Source organism: Pseudoselenomonas ruminantium, assembly GCF_900104055.1.
Taxonomy (GTDB): Bacteria; Bacillota; Negativicutes; order Selenomonadales; family Selenomonadaceae; genus Selenomonas_A; species Selenomonas_A ruminantium_C.
Window position 1 is genome coordinate 1 of sequence record NZ_FNJQ01000050.1, and the last position, 17,093, is coordinate 17,093.

16 protein-coding genes are annotated in these 17,093 nt (G+C 53.9%); 1 reads left to right on the forward strand and 15 read right to left on the reverse strand.

Annotated elements, in window-relative coordinates; translation table 11 throughout:
- Nucleotides 1-473: 473 nt before the first annotated feature.
- The 15 genes from BLQ59_RS14505 to BLQ59_RS14575 form a co-directional block, all read right to left on the reverse strand.
- Complete coding sequence (locus tag BLQ59_RS14505; RefSeq protein ID WP_074573538.1) at nucleotides 474-1,259, reverse strand: basic amino acid ABC transporter substrate-binding protein; 786 nt, start codon at nucleotides 1,257-1,259, stop codon at nucleotides 474-476.
- 129 nt (nucleotides 1,260-1,388) lie between these two features.
- A complete protein-coding gene (locus BLQ59_RS14510; RefSeq protein ID WP_026760067.1) occupies nucleotides 1,389-1,679 on the reverse strand; it encodes a zinc-ribbon domain containing protein in 291 nt (96 codons plus the stop codon).
- Nucleotides 1,680-1,822: 143 nt separating this feature from the next.
- Nucleotides 1,823-3,541: an O-linked N-acetylglucosamine transferase, SPINDLY family protein gene (locus BLQ59_RS14515; protein WP_074573539.1), complete on the reverse strand. Its 1,719-nt coding sequence runs from the start codon at nucleotides 3,539-3,541 to the stop codon at nucleotides 1,823-1,825.
- A gap of 41 nt (nucleotides 3,542-3,582) precedes the next feature.
- Nucleotides 3,583-4,653, reverse strand: a complete 1,071-nt coding sequence (gene fliB / locus BLQ59_RS14520) for a flagellin lysine-N-methylase (protein ID WP_074573540.1) — start codon at nucleotides 4,651-4,653, stop codon at nucleotides 3,583-3,585.
- A 1-nt stretch (nucleotide 4,654) separates the two neighbouring features.
- The gene (locus tag BLQ59_RS14525) at nucleotides 4,655-5,341 is read right to left on the reverse strand and encodes a glycosyltransferase family protein (RefSeq protein WP_074573541.1); all 687 of its coding nucleotides are present in this window, start codon (nucleotides 5,339-5,341) and stop codon (nucleotides 4,655-4,657) included.
- Nucleotides 5,328-6,278 carry a class I SAM-dependent methyltransferase gene (locus BLQ59_RS14530; protein ID WP_074573542.1) on the reverse strand — a complete coding sequence of 317 codons (951 nt, stop codon included), beginning with the start codon at nucleotides 6,276-6,278 and terminating at the stop codon, nucleotides 5,328-5,330. The genes BLQ59_RS14525 and BLQ59_RS14530 overlap by 14 nt, the downstream gene beginning before the upstream one ends.
- A 128-nt stretch (nucleotides 6,279-6,406) precedes the next feature.
- Complete coding sequence (locus BLQ59_RS14535) at nucleotides 6,407-7,606, reverse strand: NupC/NupG family nucleoside CNT transporter (protein WP_074573543.1); 1,200 nt, start codon at nucleotides 7,604-7,606, stop codon at nucleotides 6,407-6,409.
- 107 nt (nucleotides 7,607-7,713) lie between these two features.
- A complete protein-coding gene (locus tag BLQ59_RS14540) occupies nucleotides 7,714-8,094 on the reverse strand; it encodes a cytidine deaminase (RefSeq protein ID WP_074573544.1) in 381 nt (126 codons plus the stop codon).
- Nucleotides 8,095-8,189: 95 nt separating this feature from the next.
- Nucleotides 8,190-9,512: a pyrimidine-nucleoside phosphorylase gene (locus tag BLQ59_RS14545; RefSeq protein ID WP_074573545.1), complete on the reverse strand. Its 1,323-nt coding sequence runs from the start codon at nucleotides 9,510-9,512 to the stop codon at nucleotides 8,190-8,192.
- Between the two features lie 39 nt (nucleotides 9,513-9,551).
- Nucleotides 9,552-10,733, reverse strand: a complete 1,182-nt coding sequence (locus BLQ59_RS14550; RefSeq protein WP_074573546.1) for a phosphopentomutase — start codon at nucleotides 10,731-10,733, stop codon at nucleotides 9,552-9,554.
- The gene (gene deoC, locus BLQ59_RS14555) at nucleotides 10,733-11,392 is read right to left on the reverse strand and encodes a deoxyribose-phosphate aldolase (protein ID WP_074573547.1); all 660 of its coding nucleotides are present in this window, start codon (nucleotides 11,390-11,392) and stop codon (nucleotides 10,733-10,735) included. Before deoC ends, BLQ59_RS14550 begins: the two co-directional genes overlap by 1 nt.
- Nucleotides 11,393-11,550: 158 nt before the next feature.
- Nucleotides 11,551-12,549 (reverse strand): putative heme d1 biosynthesis radical SAM protein NirJ2, encoded by a 999-nt coding sequence (nirJ2, locus tag BLQ59_RS14560; RefSeq protein ID WP_074573548.1) that lies wholly within the window; start codon nucleotides 12,547-12,549, stop codon nucleotides 11,551-11,553.
- Between the two features lie 12 nt (nucleotides 12,550-12,561).
- Nucleotides 12,562-13,743, reverse strand: coding sequence for a putative heme d1 biosynthesis radical SAM protein NirJ1 (gene nirJ1, locus BLQ59_RS14565; RefSeq protein WP_074573549.1), 1,182 nt, complete (start codon nucleotides 13,741-13,743; stop codon nucleotides 12,562-12,564).
- A 28-nt stretch (nucleotides 13,744-13,771) separates the two neighbouring features.
- On the reverse strand, nucleotides 13,772-14,380 hold the full coding sequence (locus BLQ59_RS14570) for a TetR/AcrR family transcriptional regulator (RefSeq protein WP_081342607.1): 609 nt from the start codon (nucleotides 14,378-14,380) through the stop codon (nucleotides 13,772-13,774).
- A 189-nt stretch (nucleotides 14,381-14,569) separates the two neighbouring features.
- Nucleotides 14,570-15,937, reverse strand: coding sequence for an amino acid permease (locus BLQ59_RS14575; RefSeq protein ID WP_074573550.1), 1,368 nt, complete (start codon nucleotides 15,935-15,937; stop codon nucleotides 14,570-14,572).
- 204 nt (nucleotides 15,938-16,141) lie between these two features.
- Between BLQ59_RS14575 and BLQ59_RS14580 the strand changes: the two genes are divergently transcribed.
- Nucleotides 16,142-16,780, forward strand: a complete 639-nt coding sequence (locus tag BLQ59_RS14580; RefSeq protein WP_074573551.1) for a YigZ family protein — start codon at nucleotides 16,142-16,144, stop codon at nucleotides 16,778-16,780.
- Nucleotides 16,781-17,093 lie beyond the last annotated feature (313 nt).

A 17,093-nucleotide genomic window follows, 5' to 3' on the forward strand; every position in this document is an offset into this window, starting at 1 on the left:
TCGCTCCACCAGAAAAAGCACTCCCCCGTTCGCCCCAAGACACGGATTTAGCTATCGGCACAAACTCGCTTCTCCCGTAACAAGCACATCGATGTACTTGCGGCTTACAGCTGAGACTTAGCCATTTGACACAGATATACCTTTGGGTGGAGGCGGGGATGCTTATTCGCCGACGGAACGACTGCCTGAACGAAGTGAAGGCTGGCCCGCAAACAAACGTTACTAAAAACTGAGATGAACATACGCGCCGCCGGCCTGCCCGGCGCAGGTAACTAAAACAGTACGCACTATTGCTGGCGGGTCATTTAGTGAAGTGGCGAAGAAGTATCCCCGCCTCTGCCCCACAAATCTGTAACTAATTGCGTTTAAGCACGTACCCACAAACTGCAATTTATAAAAAAAGCCCGCTGAAACTTACATCAGCGGACTTTGGACTGTCAGGGGATATCTATCAGTCCCTGATCATTTCTATTTTATTTTTTCTCGCCGAACCATTTTGCGAAGATCTTGTCGTATTCGCCATTTTCCTTGAGCTTCTTGAGGGCTGCATTGACTTCCTTCTGCAGGTCTGCATTGTCCTTGTTGATGGCAATGCCATAGTCCTCAGCCGTGAGTTTCTCTTCGAGCACCTTGACACCCTGAGCAGCATTCTTGGTGATGAAGTAATCATTGACCGGACGGTCGTTTACAACAGCGTCCACGCCCTTGGCCTTGAGTTCCATGAAGCAGTCAGCCGGCGTGTTGAGTTCCTTGACTTCTACACCGTCAAGCTTCTTGACTTCCGCAGCGCTGGTGGTACCGATCTGTACGGCGACTTTCTTGCCCTTGAGATCAGCAAACTTCTTGATGGCCTGTTCGTCTTCACGGACAACCATGGTCAGACCGGACTGATAGTACGGATCAGAGAACAGCACGTTAGCTTTGCGCTCATCATTGATGGTCATACCGGAGATGACCACATCCACGCTCTTACCCTGCAATGCCGGGATCAGGCCGTCAAAGCCCAGGTTCTGGATTTCCACATCACGCCCCATTTCCTTGCCGATGGCGCGGATCAGGTCCATATCAAAGCCCTGATATTCCTTCTGCCCTTCATCCTGGAATTCAAACGGCGGGAAGTCGATGGAGGAACCAACCTTCAGGACTTTCGCCTGCTTATCACCGGCAGGAGCTGCACCATTGTCGCTGCCACAGCCAGCCATGGCAAACACAGCGAAAGCACCGGCTGCCAGAAGGGATAAAACTTTTTTCATCTTCATAGAATAACCCCACTCTCAAATAAAATTTACAACGATACAAAAATGGAGTCTGAGCGTTTCGCTCAAACTCCACTCGTCACGCACAATGATAGTATAACGCCGTTGCGAAAATTACGCAAGGGTTAAAAATTACATTGCTTCGCCTCTTTTTTTGTTAAAGCAGTCACGGCAGTAAACCGGACGGTCGTTCTTCGGCTCGAACGGAACTTCCGTTTCCTTACCGCATTCAGCGCAAACAACCTTGAACATCTGGCGGGCTTCGCCACCATCACGGCTGCGACGGCGCTTGTCACGGCAGTCACGGCAACGTGCCGGTTCGTTCTCGAATCCCTTCTCAGCGTAGAATTCCTGTTCACCAGCAGTGAAAGTGAATTCCTTCCCACACTCTTTGCATACCAAAGTCTTGTCTTCAAAAGCCATACGATAATCCCCTTACCTAAAAGAAAAAATAATATTTAGATGTCCCTGTATCCCTGAGTCCCCTAGTTTTGTAGATTACGCCAAGAAAAAGAACGTCCATGCGTATTATTATATATTGTTTCAGTCAAAAAAGCAAGTGTTTTTTATATTGTGCAAAAATTTCGCCATATCTCACAATATCCACGTTCCAATTCGCGCATATAGCCCTGCACATCCATCAGCGGCGATTTGAGCATATTGGCCCGCAGTCCCGAATGATAAGCACCGATAAGTTCGGGGCTGTTGCCCAGCTGCACCGCCCGGCGCACATAGTTGATATCGTTCTCCACCACGAGTTCCTTGACACCAGCATTCACGAGGATGGACGCACCGAAGCGGGAACCATGTCGCCGCCCGCGGATGCTCACCACAGGCACGCCCATGAAAAGTGCTTCGCAGGTGGTCAGGCCGCCATTGTAAGGCATGGTATCGAGTGCGATATCAATATCCCGGTACTGTTCCATATAGTCGGGGCTGTAGGGACGCATCTCCACCTTGGACAGGTCAAAGCTCAGGCGCTTCAGGCGGTCGCGCAGGATGGCGCGCCCCGATTCGATGCTGCAGATTTTCCCCTTGAGCACGAGCTTCGAACTGCGCACCTGATCGAGAATGCCGCGCCACAGGAGCAAGGTTTCATCGGTGACCTTGGCCAGATTATTGAAGGAGCCAAAAGTCACATAGCCATTCTTGAGACAGGGCGCCTCGGTTCCGGCCGCAGGAATCTCGCGTACCGCTCCAGGCACATAGCAGAGATGGGAATGCGGCAGGCGCAGGATCTTTTCCGTAAAGCCCTGCGCAGCCATATCCCCCGCAGGCAGGCAGACTTCATCCGACAGGAAATAATCCACGGTCGAAAGTCCCGTGGTATTCATATAGCCAATGCCTGCTACCTGCACCGGTGCCGGCCGCAGGGCCATGATGGGCATAGCGTTGTTCTGGCTGTGGCCGGACAGATCCACCAATATATCGATCTGGTCTTCGGCAATCAGCCGCGCAGCCGTCCGCGGACTGCGTCCCCGCAAGTCCCGCCAAACCACCGGCGAAGCCATAAGCCTCTTGGTCACGTCATCCCTTTGCCCAAGTGAATAAGCATACACGGAAAACCGGCTACCATCGAAATTCTTTAAGAGCGGCGCCACGAAATTGGCCACGGCATGCTGGCGGAAATCCGGTGAGATATAGCCAATCTTCAGCTTCTTCTCCGGCAATTTCTTCACATTTTCATGCAGATAGGGCGTGACATTCAGCATGTTTTCGTATTTCAGGGCCAAATCCCGCCCCTCCAGCGAGCCCAATTCCCGATAGTTGCGCATAAAGAGGAATTTGCTATAGGCAGCTGCCTTCTCATCATCATCTGCGGCATTCTTGCTATAGGCCAACAACATTTCTGCCGCCTTATCTGGCTGGGCTGCCAGATAATAGCCATCGGCCAGCCACCCCCGGGCTTTTTCCACCAGATATTGGACAATCTTATAGTAAGGTTCATCCGGAGTCAGTGCCCAAAGCTTGCGCTCCAATTCCTGCACCAGTGCATGCAGTTCCGGGATCTCCTGATCCAGACGGAATTCTACCGCAGCCAGACCTGCAGCCACCAGACGGCCACGCAGATGACGCGGTTTCTTGCGCAGGATCTCATCCACCAGAGCATGAGCTTCTTCATGATCCCCCGTGTACAGGGCAGCTTCAGCCATAACCGCCGCCCCATCCATGCTCTCTGCATCTATTTCCCAAAGTTCCCGCGCACAAGCCCGCATCCCCTTCAGGTCGCCATCGCTGGCAAACTTGTCGGCCAGATTCAGCCAATTCAACGTATCATGCTCCATAAACAGACTAACTCCCAAATGATTTATTATTCCCCAATATCTTACGCACGCAAAAGCTTCATCAGGACCTCTCTTGCGGCCGTATAATGATTCAACCGGGAAGCCAGCCACTGCGCTGTTTCCCGAATCAGCTGCGGCACTGTCTTGTTCTCCTCATTGTTCAACAAAACAATCCGCAATAAGAACTGCCATATTTCCCATTGTACCACAAAATACATGCCATTATAAGCAAAAGTACCCAAAACCGCACAGGGATATAATTCCTTGAACCACTCATTGACCAGATAATTTTCCAGCATATAGCTGTAATCCTGCCATAGTTCCTGCGATTCCAGACTGGCCGCACTGCCGTCAATAGCCAGAGCTTGCGCCCGTTGCAGATAATCTGCCGTCTGCCCGGTATTATCCTCGATACCCGTTACGAACTCCCGGAAGAACTGATATTTTTTCGCCCAGTCCCATTCCTGCCAGATGATTCCGTCCATATCCCGTCCCCAAGGCAGCTCCTCATCGGCTTTTGTGAGCACCCGCAGGAGTTCCTGCAGGCGCTCGGACAGAGTATGCTGCCGATCCTGCAGGATTTCGATGCCCTTGATCTGCCAGTCGAAGAACTTCAGCTGCGCCAGCACATCCGCATCCCCTGATGGCAAGAAGTAATCCTGCCGGTCCGAACGCAATTGCCGCTGCACCAAGGTCAGCGGTTCCGGCGAATCCATGATCAATCCTGCGGCCACAGGACAGGTCACGCATAGAGCCCGCTCCACCATATGATGCGGAAAGAGCCGCGTCTTGCGGGGATATTCCGCGCAGACATCCGTGAGCATTCCGGCCCCATATTTCTTCTGCAGGCCGCAGAGCCCGTCTTCCCGCAGGAAGACACAGTGATCGTCCTTATGGAGGAAGCCAAAGCCTTCGGCCTCCTCCAGGTAGATCAGGCCCGCCCGCAGTCGTTCGCCTTCTGCCCCTGGCAGCGAGCGATAGCGAAAGAGGGCTTCTTCATCCAAGATCTGCTGCCAGCCATAGCAGCAGAGCGAACCGCACTTGCTGCCATCGCAGAAGAACTTCTCCAGATAAGAAGGTTCAATACACGTGAATTCAGCCTGCGCTCCCATATCACACCTCCGGATTCAGCTCCCGTCCATACTCCCGGATAAAGGCCTTCTGATAGCCCTTGTATTCATAGGCCAGCGGCTTTTCCTTGGGACAGTGGATGCACCAGAAATCCCGCTCCTGATTGGGCACCACAACCTTATAGCCTGCCCGCTGCATCTCCTTGCACATGGATGTATCGTATAGATGCCAGCCCGTGAAGAGATCCTCGCGCCAGCGGATATCGTACTGCGTAGCGATGAACAGGCCATCCACCGCCTCCACTTCCTGATAGGCCCCTTCCGGCTCCCGGCAATGGGAATCCACCACACTTTCTGGCTCACAGGCATGCAGTACCCGGCCATAGGTGCGCAGGCCATCCCACCACACCCCGCTATAGGGCAGGCTGCGGCAGCCGATCACCCCCACGGCACCGATGGACGGCTCAGCAAAGATATCTAAGAGATCCTGCACTAAGTCTTTATTGACCACCAGCGTATCCTGATGGAGATAGACCTTGTAGCGGGCATCTGTCGCCGCCATGCCCTGATTGTAACCGGCACACATGGAAGCTGCCCCCCTTATGGGGATAAACTCAGCAGTCATGCCTGCCGGGATTGTCAGGCTTTCCAGATACAGCCGGCATTCACTGTACCAGTCCTCACTGTTGGTACAGGTGATAAAGGCAATTTTAGACTCATCCATTCCCATCTTCCCTCTCCTGCCATTCCTGCCATAATTCCTGCAACATCGCATCTTCCTCTGCCGAAGTGACATTATGCAGGGCGGCCTGCAGCATCTGCCCGATTTCCGCCCGCCTCTCCGGCGAATGCGCCAGCAAATGCCGGTAAAAATCCTGCGGATGGAACACCGCCTGCTTGATGAACGCTGCCGTATAGTCGGCAAAGAGCCCTGTCTCCTGATAGAACTGCCATAGTGCGCGGCAGTTCTTTGCCGTTTCCACGCCATACTCGATGCGATGCAGATACAGCGAAAGCCGCCGCCGCGCATCCTTCGTATACATGGACTTCAGCAGGGCCATCTCCGGCATGGAGCGGTCCGCCCGCACGAGATAGAACTCCGTATTGAGGTCATCCCCCTCATTATCAAAGCCCGCCTGCAGGAGCTTTTGCAGGACTTTCTCCTCCGCCGGCCGCTTCTGGCTTTCCATGAAGACCATCTTATAATAAGAAGCATATAACAGCCGCTCGAATTCCTGCCGGGCAAACAGCCGGGCCACCACATTATAGTAATGCCCGGCCAACAAATCTCCCAGCTGGCTCCAATGGCGGATATTGCGGAAACTCGTCAGGAAACTGCCCGTTTCTTTCAGGAAGCGGGAAAATCCAGCCGCAATATCCTGCGGATGGCCGGCCTGCTCCAAGGTCAGGTCCGAGATGATATAGTCAAAAAACTCCCGCGGATAAGGCAGCGGCGCATCCAGATAATTGAGTTCCGTAAAGGCAACATCCAGCCCCTGATAGTCCAGCATCGCATCTGCATCCGCCGTCACCGCATAAAGGCTGGCCTGCGGAAACATCTGCCGCAGCTCCGGCAGATAGACCAGGCTTTCTACCACGAGGATCTTCAGGGGCAGCTGCCCCGGTTGTAGGAATTGCAACAATTCAGGTTTGATTTTTTCCGGCACGCCAAGACCTCCCTTTCCCGTTTGTTTTTATATTCTACCCATAATGCCTTCTCTCCTGCAAAAGAAAAAAGGGCAACGCCCTGTCAGGATGATGATCCAAAGCAGGGGTTACCCTTGTATTATTTCATTTACCAGATAAACAGGCCGGCGATACCTGCGGACAGCAGGGATACCAGAATACCGGACAGCAGCATATAGGCCACGTTGCGGGAGATGAGTTCGTTCTTGTCCTCATCCACCATGCTCTTGAAGCAGCCGATGATCATACCCAGCGTAGCGAAGTTCGCAAAGGAAGTAACGAACACCGTCAGCACGCCCTGCATATGGCGGCTGAACGTGGACAGCGTATCCTGCACGCTCAGCATGACCACGAATTCGTTGGTCACGAGCTTCGTGCCCATGAACTGTGCCAGCTGGAAGGCTTCGCTGCTCTCGAGCCCCATAAGCCAGGCGAACGGGAACATGATGCAGCCCAGGATGTTTTCCAGCGTGATGGCCGGATGGATCAGCACCAGCAGCATATCGATGAGTTTGGCCAATGCCACGAAAGCGATAACGTTGGCGCAGATGATCAGGACCAGGCGGCCGGCCCCCAGGATGGAGTTGCCCAGGAAGGAGAAGAATGGCTCTTTTTCCGTACCACCATCGCCTACCGTCGCTACGGTATCTTCGGATTCCGCAATCCTTACCGGATGCAGGATGTTCGTGACAATCAGGGCATTGATGACGTTCAAAGGAATTGCCGTCAGGATGAATTCACCGGGCATCATCTTGATGTAGATACCCACCATGGCTGCCGTGATGCAGCTCATGGACATCATGGCCAGCGTCAGGCAGCGGTCAGCCTTCATGCGCTTGAGCTGCAGGCTGGAAACAGCCAATGCCTCCGTATTGCCCAGGAACATCATTTCGATAGCAAAGAAGGATTCGAACTTCGGTGCTCTGGTCAGGAAGGCCAGCAGCTTACCCACCCATCTGATCACAAAGGGCAGTACCCCGATATAAGTCAGGATATCGAACATCGGCACCACCAGCAGGATGGGCAGCAGGGCCGAAGTGAAGAAGTTCATCTGCGGTACATGCACCCAGTCCGGGAAAGCGAAGGCAATACCTTCATAGGCCACGCTGACCAGCCAGTTGAAACCGGCAGCCGCCGCGACGATGATCTCACGGCCAATGGAAAACGAGGTCAGGAACCAGGCCAGGAACACATTGAGGGCCAGCAGGGCACCTACGCAGCGCCACTGGATGGCTTTACGCTTCTTCGAGAGCAGGACACCAATGGCCACAAAGACCAGGATGCCGATAAGGTTGACAAAAAAATACATGATTTCATTCCCCTTTTAGAGAGTACAACGCCTGTATGGCGTCTGATAATTTGTGTTATAGGACACTTGACCTATTTTCGCACAAATCCCCTATTATTGTCAATATATCAAAATTCCGTGAAGGCATAGGGCATTAATTCTTCGAGCGTGACGACCTGCACATCGCCCTTCATATTGGCCATGATGATCTTCGGAATCTTGAATTCCACCATCACCTGCCGACAGGCACCGCACGGAGAGCAGGGTTCCGGGGTATCGGCAATCAGGGCAATGGCCTCAAACTCCCGCTCCCCTTCCGAAACTGCCTTGAAGATAGCCGTACGCTCAGCACAATTGGTCATGGGGAAGCTGGAATTTTCCACATTGCAGCCCCCATACACATTGCCCTTCTTCGTAAGCACCGCCGCGCCTACCTTGAACTTGGAATAGGGGCTGTAGGAAAACTCGCGGTATTTCTTCGCCGCCGCGATCAGTTCTTTATCTTCCACCGCAAAAACACTCCTTCAATACATAATTGTTTGACAACTTTGTGGAACGATTTGACTGGTCAGATTGACCAGTCAAATCATTCAATTGTAAAGCCTTAGTACTTCTCTACTTTATCTTTTTCCACGCGGGCATAGACCAACGGTTTCTTTGCCGGAGCCGTGCTGCCAATGACGACGGATTTGCGATACAGAGCTTCAGCACTCTGCAGGGCTGCTTCCTTGGAAGTGTACAGCGTTACCAGTACATCGCCCTTCTTGACTTCGTCGCCGTATTTCTTGTGCAGCATCAGGCCAGCGGAGAAGTCGATATCACTTTCCTTGGTCTCACGGCCAGCGCCCAGGATTACAGACATCTCGCCGATGGCTTCGGCATTCATCTTCGTGATGAAGCCATCGCTCTCAGCCTTGATTTCTGCTTTATACGGAGCCTGGGCGAATTTCGTGTAATCGCGCAGCACGCTGTCGTCGCCGCCCTGTTCCTTGACCATGGTGCAGAAGGTCTCGAAAGCAGAACCATCCTCGATGGATTTTTCGGCCATCTTGCGGCATTCATCCGGTTCACCTTTGCCCACGAGATAGAGCATATTGGCGGCCAGCTGCAGGGAAACTTCCGTGAGGTCAGCGGGACCATGGCCTTTGAGGACATCCATGGATTCGATGACTTCGAGGCTGTTGCCGATGCCGAGGCCCAGCGGCGTATCCATATCGGTAATCAGGGCAACCGTGCGGCGGCCGGCACCTTCGCCGATAGCCACCATGGTCTGCGCCAGCTTGATGGAATCATCCAGCGTCTTCATGAAGGCGCCGCTGCCCGTCTTGACATCGAGCAGGATGCAGTCGGAACCTGCGGCCAGCTTCTTGCTCATGATGGAGGAAGCAATCAGGGGAATGCTGTCCACCGTTGCCGTCACGTCACGCAGCGCATAGAGCTTCTTGTCAGCCGGCGCGAGGTTACCGGACTGGCCAATCAGGCTGATGCCGCATTTGTTGACCGTATCGAAGAATTCCTGACGGTCCAGGGCCGTCTTGTAACCGGGGATGGATTCAAGTTTATCCACCGTACCGCCGGTATGGCCGAGGCCGCGGCCACTCATCTTGGCCACCTTGCCACCGCAGGCAGCTACGATCGGGCCGACGATCAGCGTGGTCTTGTCGCCTACGCCGCCCGTGGAATGTTTGTCAACCTTCTTGCCGGCGATAGCGGACAGGTCGATCATATCGCCGGATTTTGCCATGCACATGGTCAGGCAGGTGATTTCATGGTCATTCATGCCATTGAACCAGATAGCCATGAGCATCGTGGACATCTGATAGTCGGGAATCTCACCTTTGACATAGCCGTCAATCATGAACTGGATTTCTTCATCCGTCAGCACTTCACCATGTTTTTTCTTGGTAATCAGGTCATACATTCTCATAATGGAATTCCTCTTTTCATTTTATAGTATAGTCAAAGGTCAATCCTTGATGAAACGCGGGAGCAAGCTCTCGCCCTTGGTCTTCAGATCACAGCCGAACATGTCGGAAATCGTAGCACCAATCATGGCAAAGGTCGGATAGGTGCCAAGGTTCACGCCAGCCTTGACCTGCTTGCCATAAATCAGCAGAGGGATGTATTCGCGGGTATGATCCGTGCCCGGTGCGCCGGGATCGCAGCCATGGTCCGCCGTGATCATGAGCACATCATCATCGCGCATCTTGGCCATAAACTCGCCAAGCTGTTTATCGAAAACCGTAGCAGCGTTAGCATAACCGTCAATATCGCGACGATGGCCATACGCCATATCAAAGTCCACGAGGTTTACGAAGCACAGGCCTTCAAAGTCCTCGTCCATGAGCTTCAGCGTCTTTTCCATGCCATCCACATTGTCCTTGTTAATGCCCAGGGAACGGCTCACACTGCGGCCGGCGAAGATATCGGAAATCTTGCCCACACCGATGGTTTCGAGCCCCTTGCGGTGCAGGGCATCCAGCATGGTATCGCCCGTGGGATCGAGGGAGAAATCGTGGCGGCGGGACGTGCGGGTGTAGTTCGGATACTCGCCTACATACGGACGGGCAATCACGCGGCCTACGCCATGCTCCCCCTGCAGGATCTCGCGGGCCGTCTTGCAGTAGCCGTAGAGTTCGTCCACAGGCACATCGGCTTCATTGGCCGCAATCTGGAACACGCTGTCGGCAGAGGTATAGACAATCAGGCCGCCGGTCTTTTCCTGTTCCTGACCATAGTCATGGATGACTGCCGTACCGGAATAGGGCTTGTTGCAGAGAATCTTCTTGCCAAAGGCTTTTTCGAGCTTCTCGATGAGGTCAGACGGGAAGCCATTCGGATAGGTCGGCATGGGACGCTCGGATACGATGCCGGCGATTTCCCAATGCCCCGTCGTGGTGTCCTTGCCCCGGGAAAGTTCCCGCAGGCGGGCAAAGGAACCCAGCGGCGCTTCCACCGGCTCGCCGCAGTCTACGCCATCGATATTGAAGAGGCCCAGCTTCTTCATATTTGGCGTGTCATATTTATCCGAAGCCACGATGGATTTCAGGGTGTTGCATGCCCCATCGCCGAATTCTGCAGCATCCGGTTCCTGGCCGATGCCGTAGCTATCCAAAACAATAACAAACGCTCTTTTGAACTTACCCATTATTTGTCCACCTCGTCTTTCAGCACTTTGACCGCAGCGCTAGCGCCCAGGCGGGTGCAGCCAGCGGCGATGAACGCTTCCATTTCCTCGCGGGTGTGGATGCCGCCGGCGGCCTTCATCTGCACGCCCTCACCGATGTTTTCCTTGAAGAGCTTGATGTCTTCGAGCGTTGCGCCCTTGGGGCCAAAACCCGTGGAAGTCTTGATGAAGTCCGCACCGGCTGCCGTCACGCAGTGGCAGGCGGCAATCTTCTCGGCTTCTGTCAGGAAGCAGGTCTCGATGATGACCTTCAGGACACGGTCGCCGCAGAGATTCTTCAGCGCCTTGATCTCATCGGTCACGAACTGCGTTTCGCCGTCTTTCAAAGCACCGATATTGATGACCATATCGATTTCCTGTGCACCATCGGCCAGCGCCTGCGCCGTTTCCGCAATCTTGGCGGCCGTATTGCAGTTGCCGTTGGGGAAGCCGACCACGCAGGCCACCTTGAGCTTATCGCCGTACTTGGCGACAATCTTCGGCACATAGCAGGAAGGAACCATCACCGTAGCCGTCTTGTAGGCCACAGCCTCCTCGCAGACAGCCTCGATATCCGCCCAGGTGGCGGTCTGTTTCAATAATGTATGGTCAACTTTGGCCAAGATCTCTTTTGCGTCCATTGTACATCCTCCTATGTAAATGTCAGTAACTATCTTGATTGGGGGGAAGCAGCAATCCTGCTTCCCTCTTGTTGCTCTTATTGTATCGCTTTTCATCGTACAATAAAAGGACACATGTCTAAATGTGTCCCGATTGATAATAATTGGATAATATTTTTTTATTCTCCACGACGGCCATGATAAAGGCACCAGGGTTCCTCGGCCATATAGTCGCCGCCATGGTAGTAAGCTGCCCTGGCCCGGCAGCCGCCGCAGATGCCCTTGTAATTGCAGGAACCGCAGCCGCCGCTGTATTCGAGCGTGCGCAGCTTCTTGAGCACTTCGCTGTCCCGCCAGATCTCATCAAAAGGCGTTTCGCGCACATTGCCCAGCTCCATATTGAGATAGGCACAGGGCTGCACCTTGCCCCGCGGGCTGATGATGCAATAGGAAAGCCCTGCCAGACAGCCGCGATGGAAACGCGTCTTGACGCCTAATTGGTCGGCAATGCGCAGGAACTGCGGCGCGCAGGTCGGCTTAAGCTCGATATCCACTTCCTGCTGCTTCTTCATGATGCGCGTGAGCACATCTTCATACTGCTCCGCCCGCAGGGATTCTTCCTCAATCGTAGCTGCTCTGCCTGTCGGCACGAGGAAGAAGAAATGATGGGCCTTGGCGCCGATTTCCACGGCAAAATCCGTCATGCCCTCAAGTTCATGCTGGTTCCAGTCCATCACCGTCGTATGGATCTGGAAGGGCAGGCCCACTTCCCGGCAGTTCTTCATGCCCTGCACGGCCCCTTCCCAGCCCCCCGGAAAGGAACGGAATTTGTCGTGTTTATCCTTATCGAGGGAATCCAGCGAGATGCCCATGCCCTTGGCCCCAGCCTCCTTGAGTGCCCTGGCCATTTCCAGCGTGATCAATGTGCCGTTGGTGCCGAACACCGGAATCAGATGCAGGTCCGCGGCGTATTTCACGAGTTCCACGATATCGGGACGCGTCAAAGGCTCGCCACCGGAGAAGATCATGATCTTGAAGCCGGCCTTGGCAATCTCGCGCAGGAGCTTCTTGGCTTCCTCCGTAGAGAGTTCATCCTCGGCCTTGCAGCCTGCGTCGCGGTAGCAATGGGCACAGTACATATTGCAGTTATTCGTGGTATTCCAGGATACAATCTTCATTTCGCGCCCTCCTCACTTGATGCCGATTTCTTCATCGGTCAGATAGCAGGAAGGATCGGACTCCCAGAAATCCCCCGTAACGGCTTCGGCCCGCGTGCGGAAATTGCCATTGCAGTTGTCGAGATACTTGCACTTAGCGCAGCGCCCTTTCAGCAGCGGCTTGCGGTCTTTGAGCCCGGCCAGGATCGGGCTGGCCGAAACATCCGTCCAGATATCGCCGAACTTGCGCTCCCGCACATTGCCAAAGGTATGGTGCTGGGTGAACTGATCCGGATGCACATAGCCGAGCGGATCGACCTCGCCAAAGGCAATGCCCGAGCGGTTGCCGCCGTTCATCGAGATATATTTCTTGATCTGCGCCGCCGCTTCATCTCGGCCTTCAGCGAGCGCCTTGAGGTACATATAGACGCCATCGCAGTGATTGTCCACGGTCAGGATTTCCTTCTCGAGCCCGCGTTCCTCGAAATCACGCGTACGGCGGATAATCGTATCCATGGCCTTGCGGCTCTCTTCCGGCGTCACATCCTGATTGACCATCTTCTCCCCGCGGCCGGAGTAAACCAGATGATAGAAGCAGACGCGGTTGATGCCCTTTTCCTCGATAAAATCAAAGATATCGTCGAGCTCGGCGATATTATGATGATTGATGGTAAAGCGCAGGCCAACCCGCTGGCCAACTGCCACACAGTTCTCAATGCCCTGCATGGCCTTCTCGTAAGCGCCTTCCACCCCACGGAACTTATCGTTGACATCCTTGAGGCCGTCGAGAGAAATCCCCACATAGCCCACGCCGATATCCTTGATACGCTGGGCCACTTCCCGCGTGATCAGCGTGCCATTGGTGGACAGCGTCGGCCGCACACCCTTAGCTTGCGCATATTCCGCCAGCTCAAAGAAATCCGGGCGGATCAAAGGCTCACCGCCGGAGAACAGCAGTACGGGCACATGAAAATCGGCCAGATCGTCGATGAATTTCTTAGCTTCTTCCGTGGTCAGTTCATTCTTGTACTTCTGCGCATCGGACTGCATATAGCAGTGCATGCATTTGAGGTTGCAGGTCTTGGTGGAATTCCAGACCACTACGGGCCCCATTCCTTCTGCCGCGCCATTTCTCATGCTATGGGCATTCTTCGTATAACGCAGGTTATCCCCATAATATTCCCGCGCAAATAACAGCTTCGTTACACTAATCATCTGAATCCTTCTCCTAAAATATAATACATTATGACTGCTGAACCTTGATCCCATCCAGCAGCAGCCGCATCTTCATCGCTACATTCTCCTGAAAGGAAATATCGAGCTTGCTGAACGCCGTGGCCTGATAAATCGAATGGAACATTTCCGTGATGAGTTCTGCGGGCACATCGTCACGCACCTCGCCAGACTCCTGCCCTTCCTTCAAGATCCGCTCAAACAGGGGCTTGAATCCCGGCGTGGGCACGGCCTTGCGTTCCTCAGCATCCTCGGGCAAACCGGAGTGGTCCGCCGCCGCCAGAAACAAAGGCAAGACATAGCGGTTCTCGTCGAGGAACTTGGCCGTCAGCATACAAGCAACCGACAAGAGCTCACAAGCCGGCCGCTTATCCTCGCGCAGCTCCTTGATGGCTGTATTGACGTCTGTCACCAACCGCCCCAGGAGATGCACCAATAGTTCCTCCTTGGACTGGAAGTAATTGTAAAACGTTCCCGTACCCAGATCCGCACCATTCATGATATCCGCAATCGAGGCCTCGCGGAAGCCCTTCCTGCTGAATACCACCACCGCCGCATCCAGTATCGCCTGCCGGGATAACAGTTTCTTCCGCTCCCGGCGGCCCATTTTCTCTTCCATAATCGCATCGCCCCGTTTCTTTACATTTCATTCTGTTTACTATTATATCGGAAAAATCAGTATAAGGAAAGGAAAAAATGAATTCGATTCATATTTTTGTAGAAATGTACGAAAAAAGCCCGGGGGCTGATGATGTTTTTCCATTATCAACCCCCGGGCATATTAGTATATCGTTGTCAACCGAACCGCTTAGCGGGCCAAGGCCGCCCGCCGTCTGGCGCGGAGTTTATACCAGACCATCGGTGCAATCAGCATGGGCACACCGGTGAAGAATGCTTCTCTTAAGTCCGGCATGAATACCATGATCACGAGGCAGATGACCTGCGACCAGATGCCGAACAAGGTCACATACGGGAACAGCGGCGTCTTGTACTTGAGACCTGCTTCCGTTCCAGCTGCAATCATGGCCTTGCGGCTGCGGTACTGGCTCCAGCAGATGGAAATCCAGGCAATCGCACCGGTAAAGCCGGACACGGCCAGCAGATACGTGTAGATTACCGAATCGGGATTGAACGCATAGAGCATGATGACCGCCCAGCAGGCGCAGATGGAAATCCAGATAGCATGCGCCGGCATACCGTTCTTATTGAGCGTGCCAAAAGCTTTCGGCGCCATATCCATCTTGGCCAGAGCATGCATGGCACGAGCCGCACCGTAAAGGCCGGAATTGGAGCAGGAAATCGCCGCCGTCAGGATGACGAACGCAAAGAACGCGCCAAAGCCCGTAAGGCCATACTGGTTGACCGCCGCCGCAAAGACGCTTTCCTCAAGGGAAGCCTTGTCCCATGGCAGGATGGAAACCAAAAGCGTAATCGGAATGATGTAGAGCGCGATGATACGCCAGGTCACATTACGCACGGCGATAGGAATGCTCTTGGCCGGATCTTTGCACTCGCCAGCTGCAAGCCCGATGATTTCCGTGCCCTGAAAGTTCACGAGGATAATCACCATGGTCAGCACGATGGACCAGTAACCATTAGGCGCAAAACCACCGCTGCCCAGCAGCACGCTGGCCCCGATATAGCCCTGATCCCCGATAAGGCCAAAGCAGATCAGCGCCGCCACCACGCTGAACGCCATCAAGGCAATGATCTTGATCAGCGCCAGCCAGGATTCGCTTTCCCCGAATTTATCGACATGAAAGAGATTGATGCAGGTCACCAGCAGGCTGAAAAATACCGCCCACCATAGCTGGCTCACCGCCGGCAAAAAGAGATTCATGATGATGCCCGCGGCAATCATTTCCGAGGGCACATAGGCCACCCAGGTCAGCCAGTAGGCCCAGCCTACCCCGCAGGCCCAGGTCGGCGAGATATGCTCCTTGGCATAGGTGACAAAAGAACCGGAAATCGGCTTTTCCACCGCCAGTTCTGCCAGACAAAGCATCACGCAGAGCACGATGATGCCGCCCAAGAGATACGCCAGCACCGCCGCAGGCCCCGCCTGCTCCAGCACATATCCCGTCCCCAGGAAATAGCCGCTGCCGATAACCCCGCCCAGGGAAATCAGCTGCAAGTGCCTGTTCTTCAAACCTCTGTTCATTTTTCCTTCGTTCATGGACTTAATAACACAACCTTCCCAGCACCGCTGCTTTCTGTGATTTGTATAGCTGCTGCCATCCGCGGCGCTTCATATAATAAGCTAAGAATACTACAAAACTGGGCAGATTACCATAAAAATTTTTGTCCGTACGCCCTTTTTTTCCATGTATACAGTAGGTATACTATAAGGAGGAATTTTTTCTCAAAATCAGGAGGTTATATGCATAGCTATCGCACCATTGAAGAAATCGACGACAGCGTGGAAACGCTCTATGAAATACAGAAATCCAAATTCATCACCCATCTGCGTCATGTAGAGACGGAAGAAGATGCCCGGGAATTCATCACGGCCATCAAGAAGCGCTACTTCGATGCCCGTCATAACTGCTCGGCCTATGTACTGGGCGAGGACAGCGCCAAGCAGAAGTCCAACGACGATGGCGAACCCGGCGGCACGGCGGGCAATCCGATTCTGGAAGCCATAAAAAAAAACGGGCTGACCAACATCGTCGTGGTAGTTACCCGTTATTTCGGCGGTATTAAATTGGGCGCTGGCGGCCTGATCCGCGCCTATTCCCATGCGGCGGCCTTAGGCATTGATGCCGCAACCAAACTGGAAATGACGCCCTTTGCCCAGCTCGATGTGGCCATCGGCTACGAACACCTCGCCACCATCGAACACTACATGCGTCAGAATGAGATCCGAAGCCTCGACGCCGATTACGGCGAAGGCGTCACCCTGCACCTGCTCATTCCCCCATCCGAATTGGAAAAGGTCACGGAAGACATCACCAATATGACTGCCGGCAGGGCCACGCTTTCCTCCGAGTCCGAACAACTCATCCCCATCCGCATATAAATTGCAGTTTGTTGGTGCGAGATTGAACGCAATTGGTTACAGATTTGTGGGGCGGAGGCGGGGATACTTCTTCGCCGCTCCACTAAATGACCCGCCAGCATAAGTACGGATTTTTTTAGCAACCTGCGCCGGGCAGGCCGGCGGCGCGTATGTTCAGCGTAGTTTCCAGTAACGCCTGTTTGCGGGCCAGCCTTCACTTTGTTCAGGCAGTCGTTCCGTCGGCGAAGAAGCATCCCCGCCTCCACCCAAAGCTTCGTTTGTGTCTGCAGATATGTTCCGGCTGGAAGCCGCAATTACATCGATGTTCTTGTTA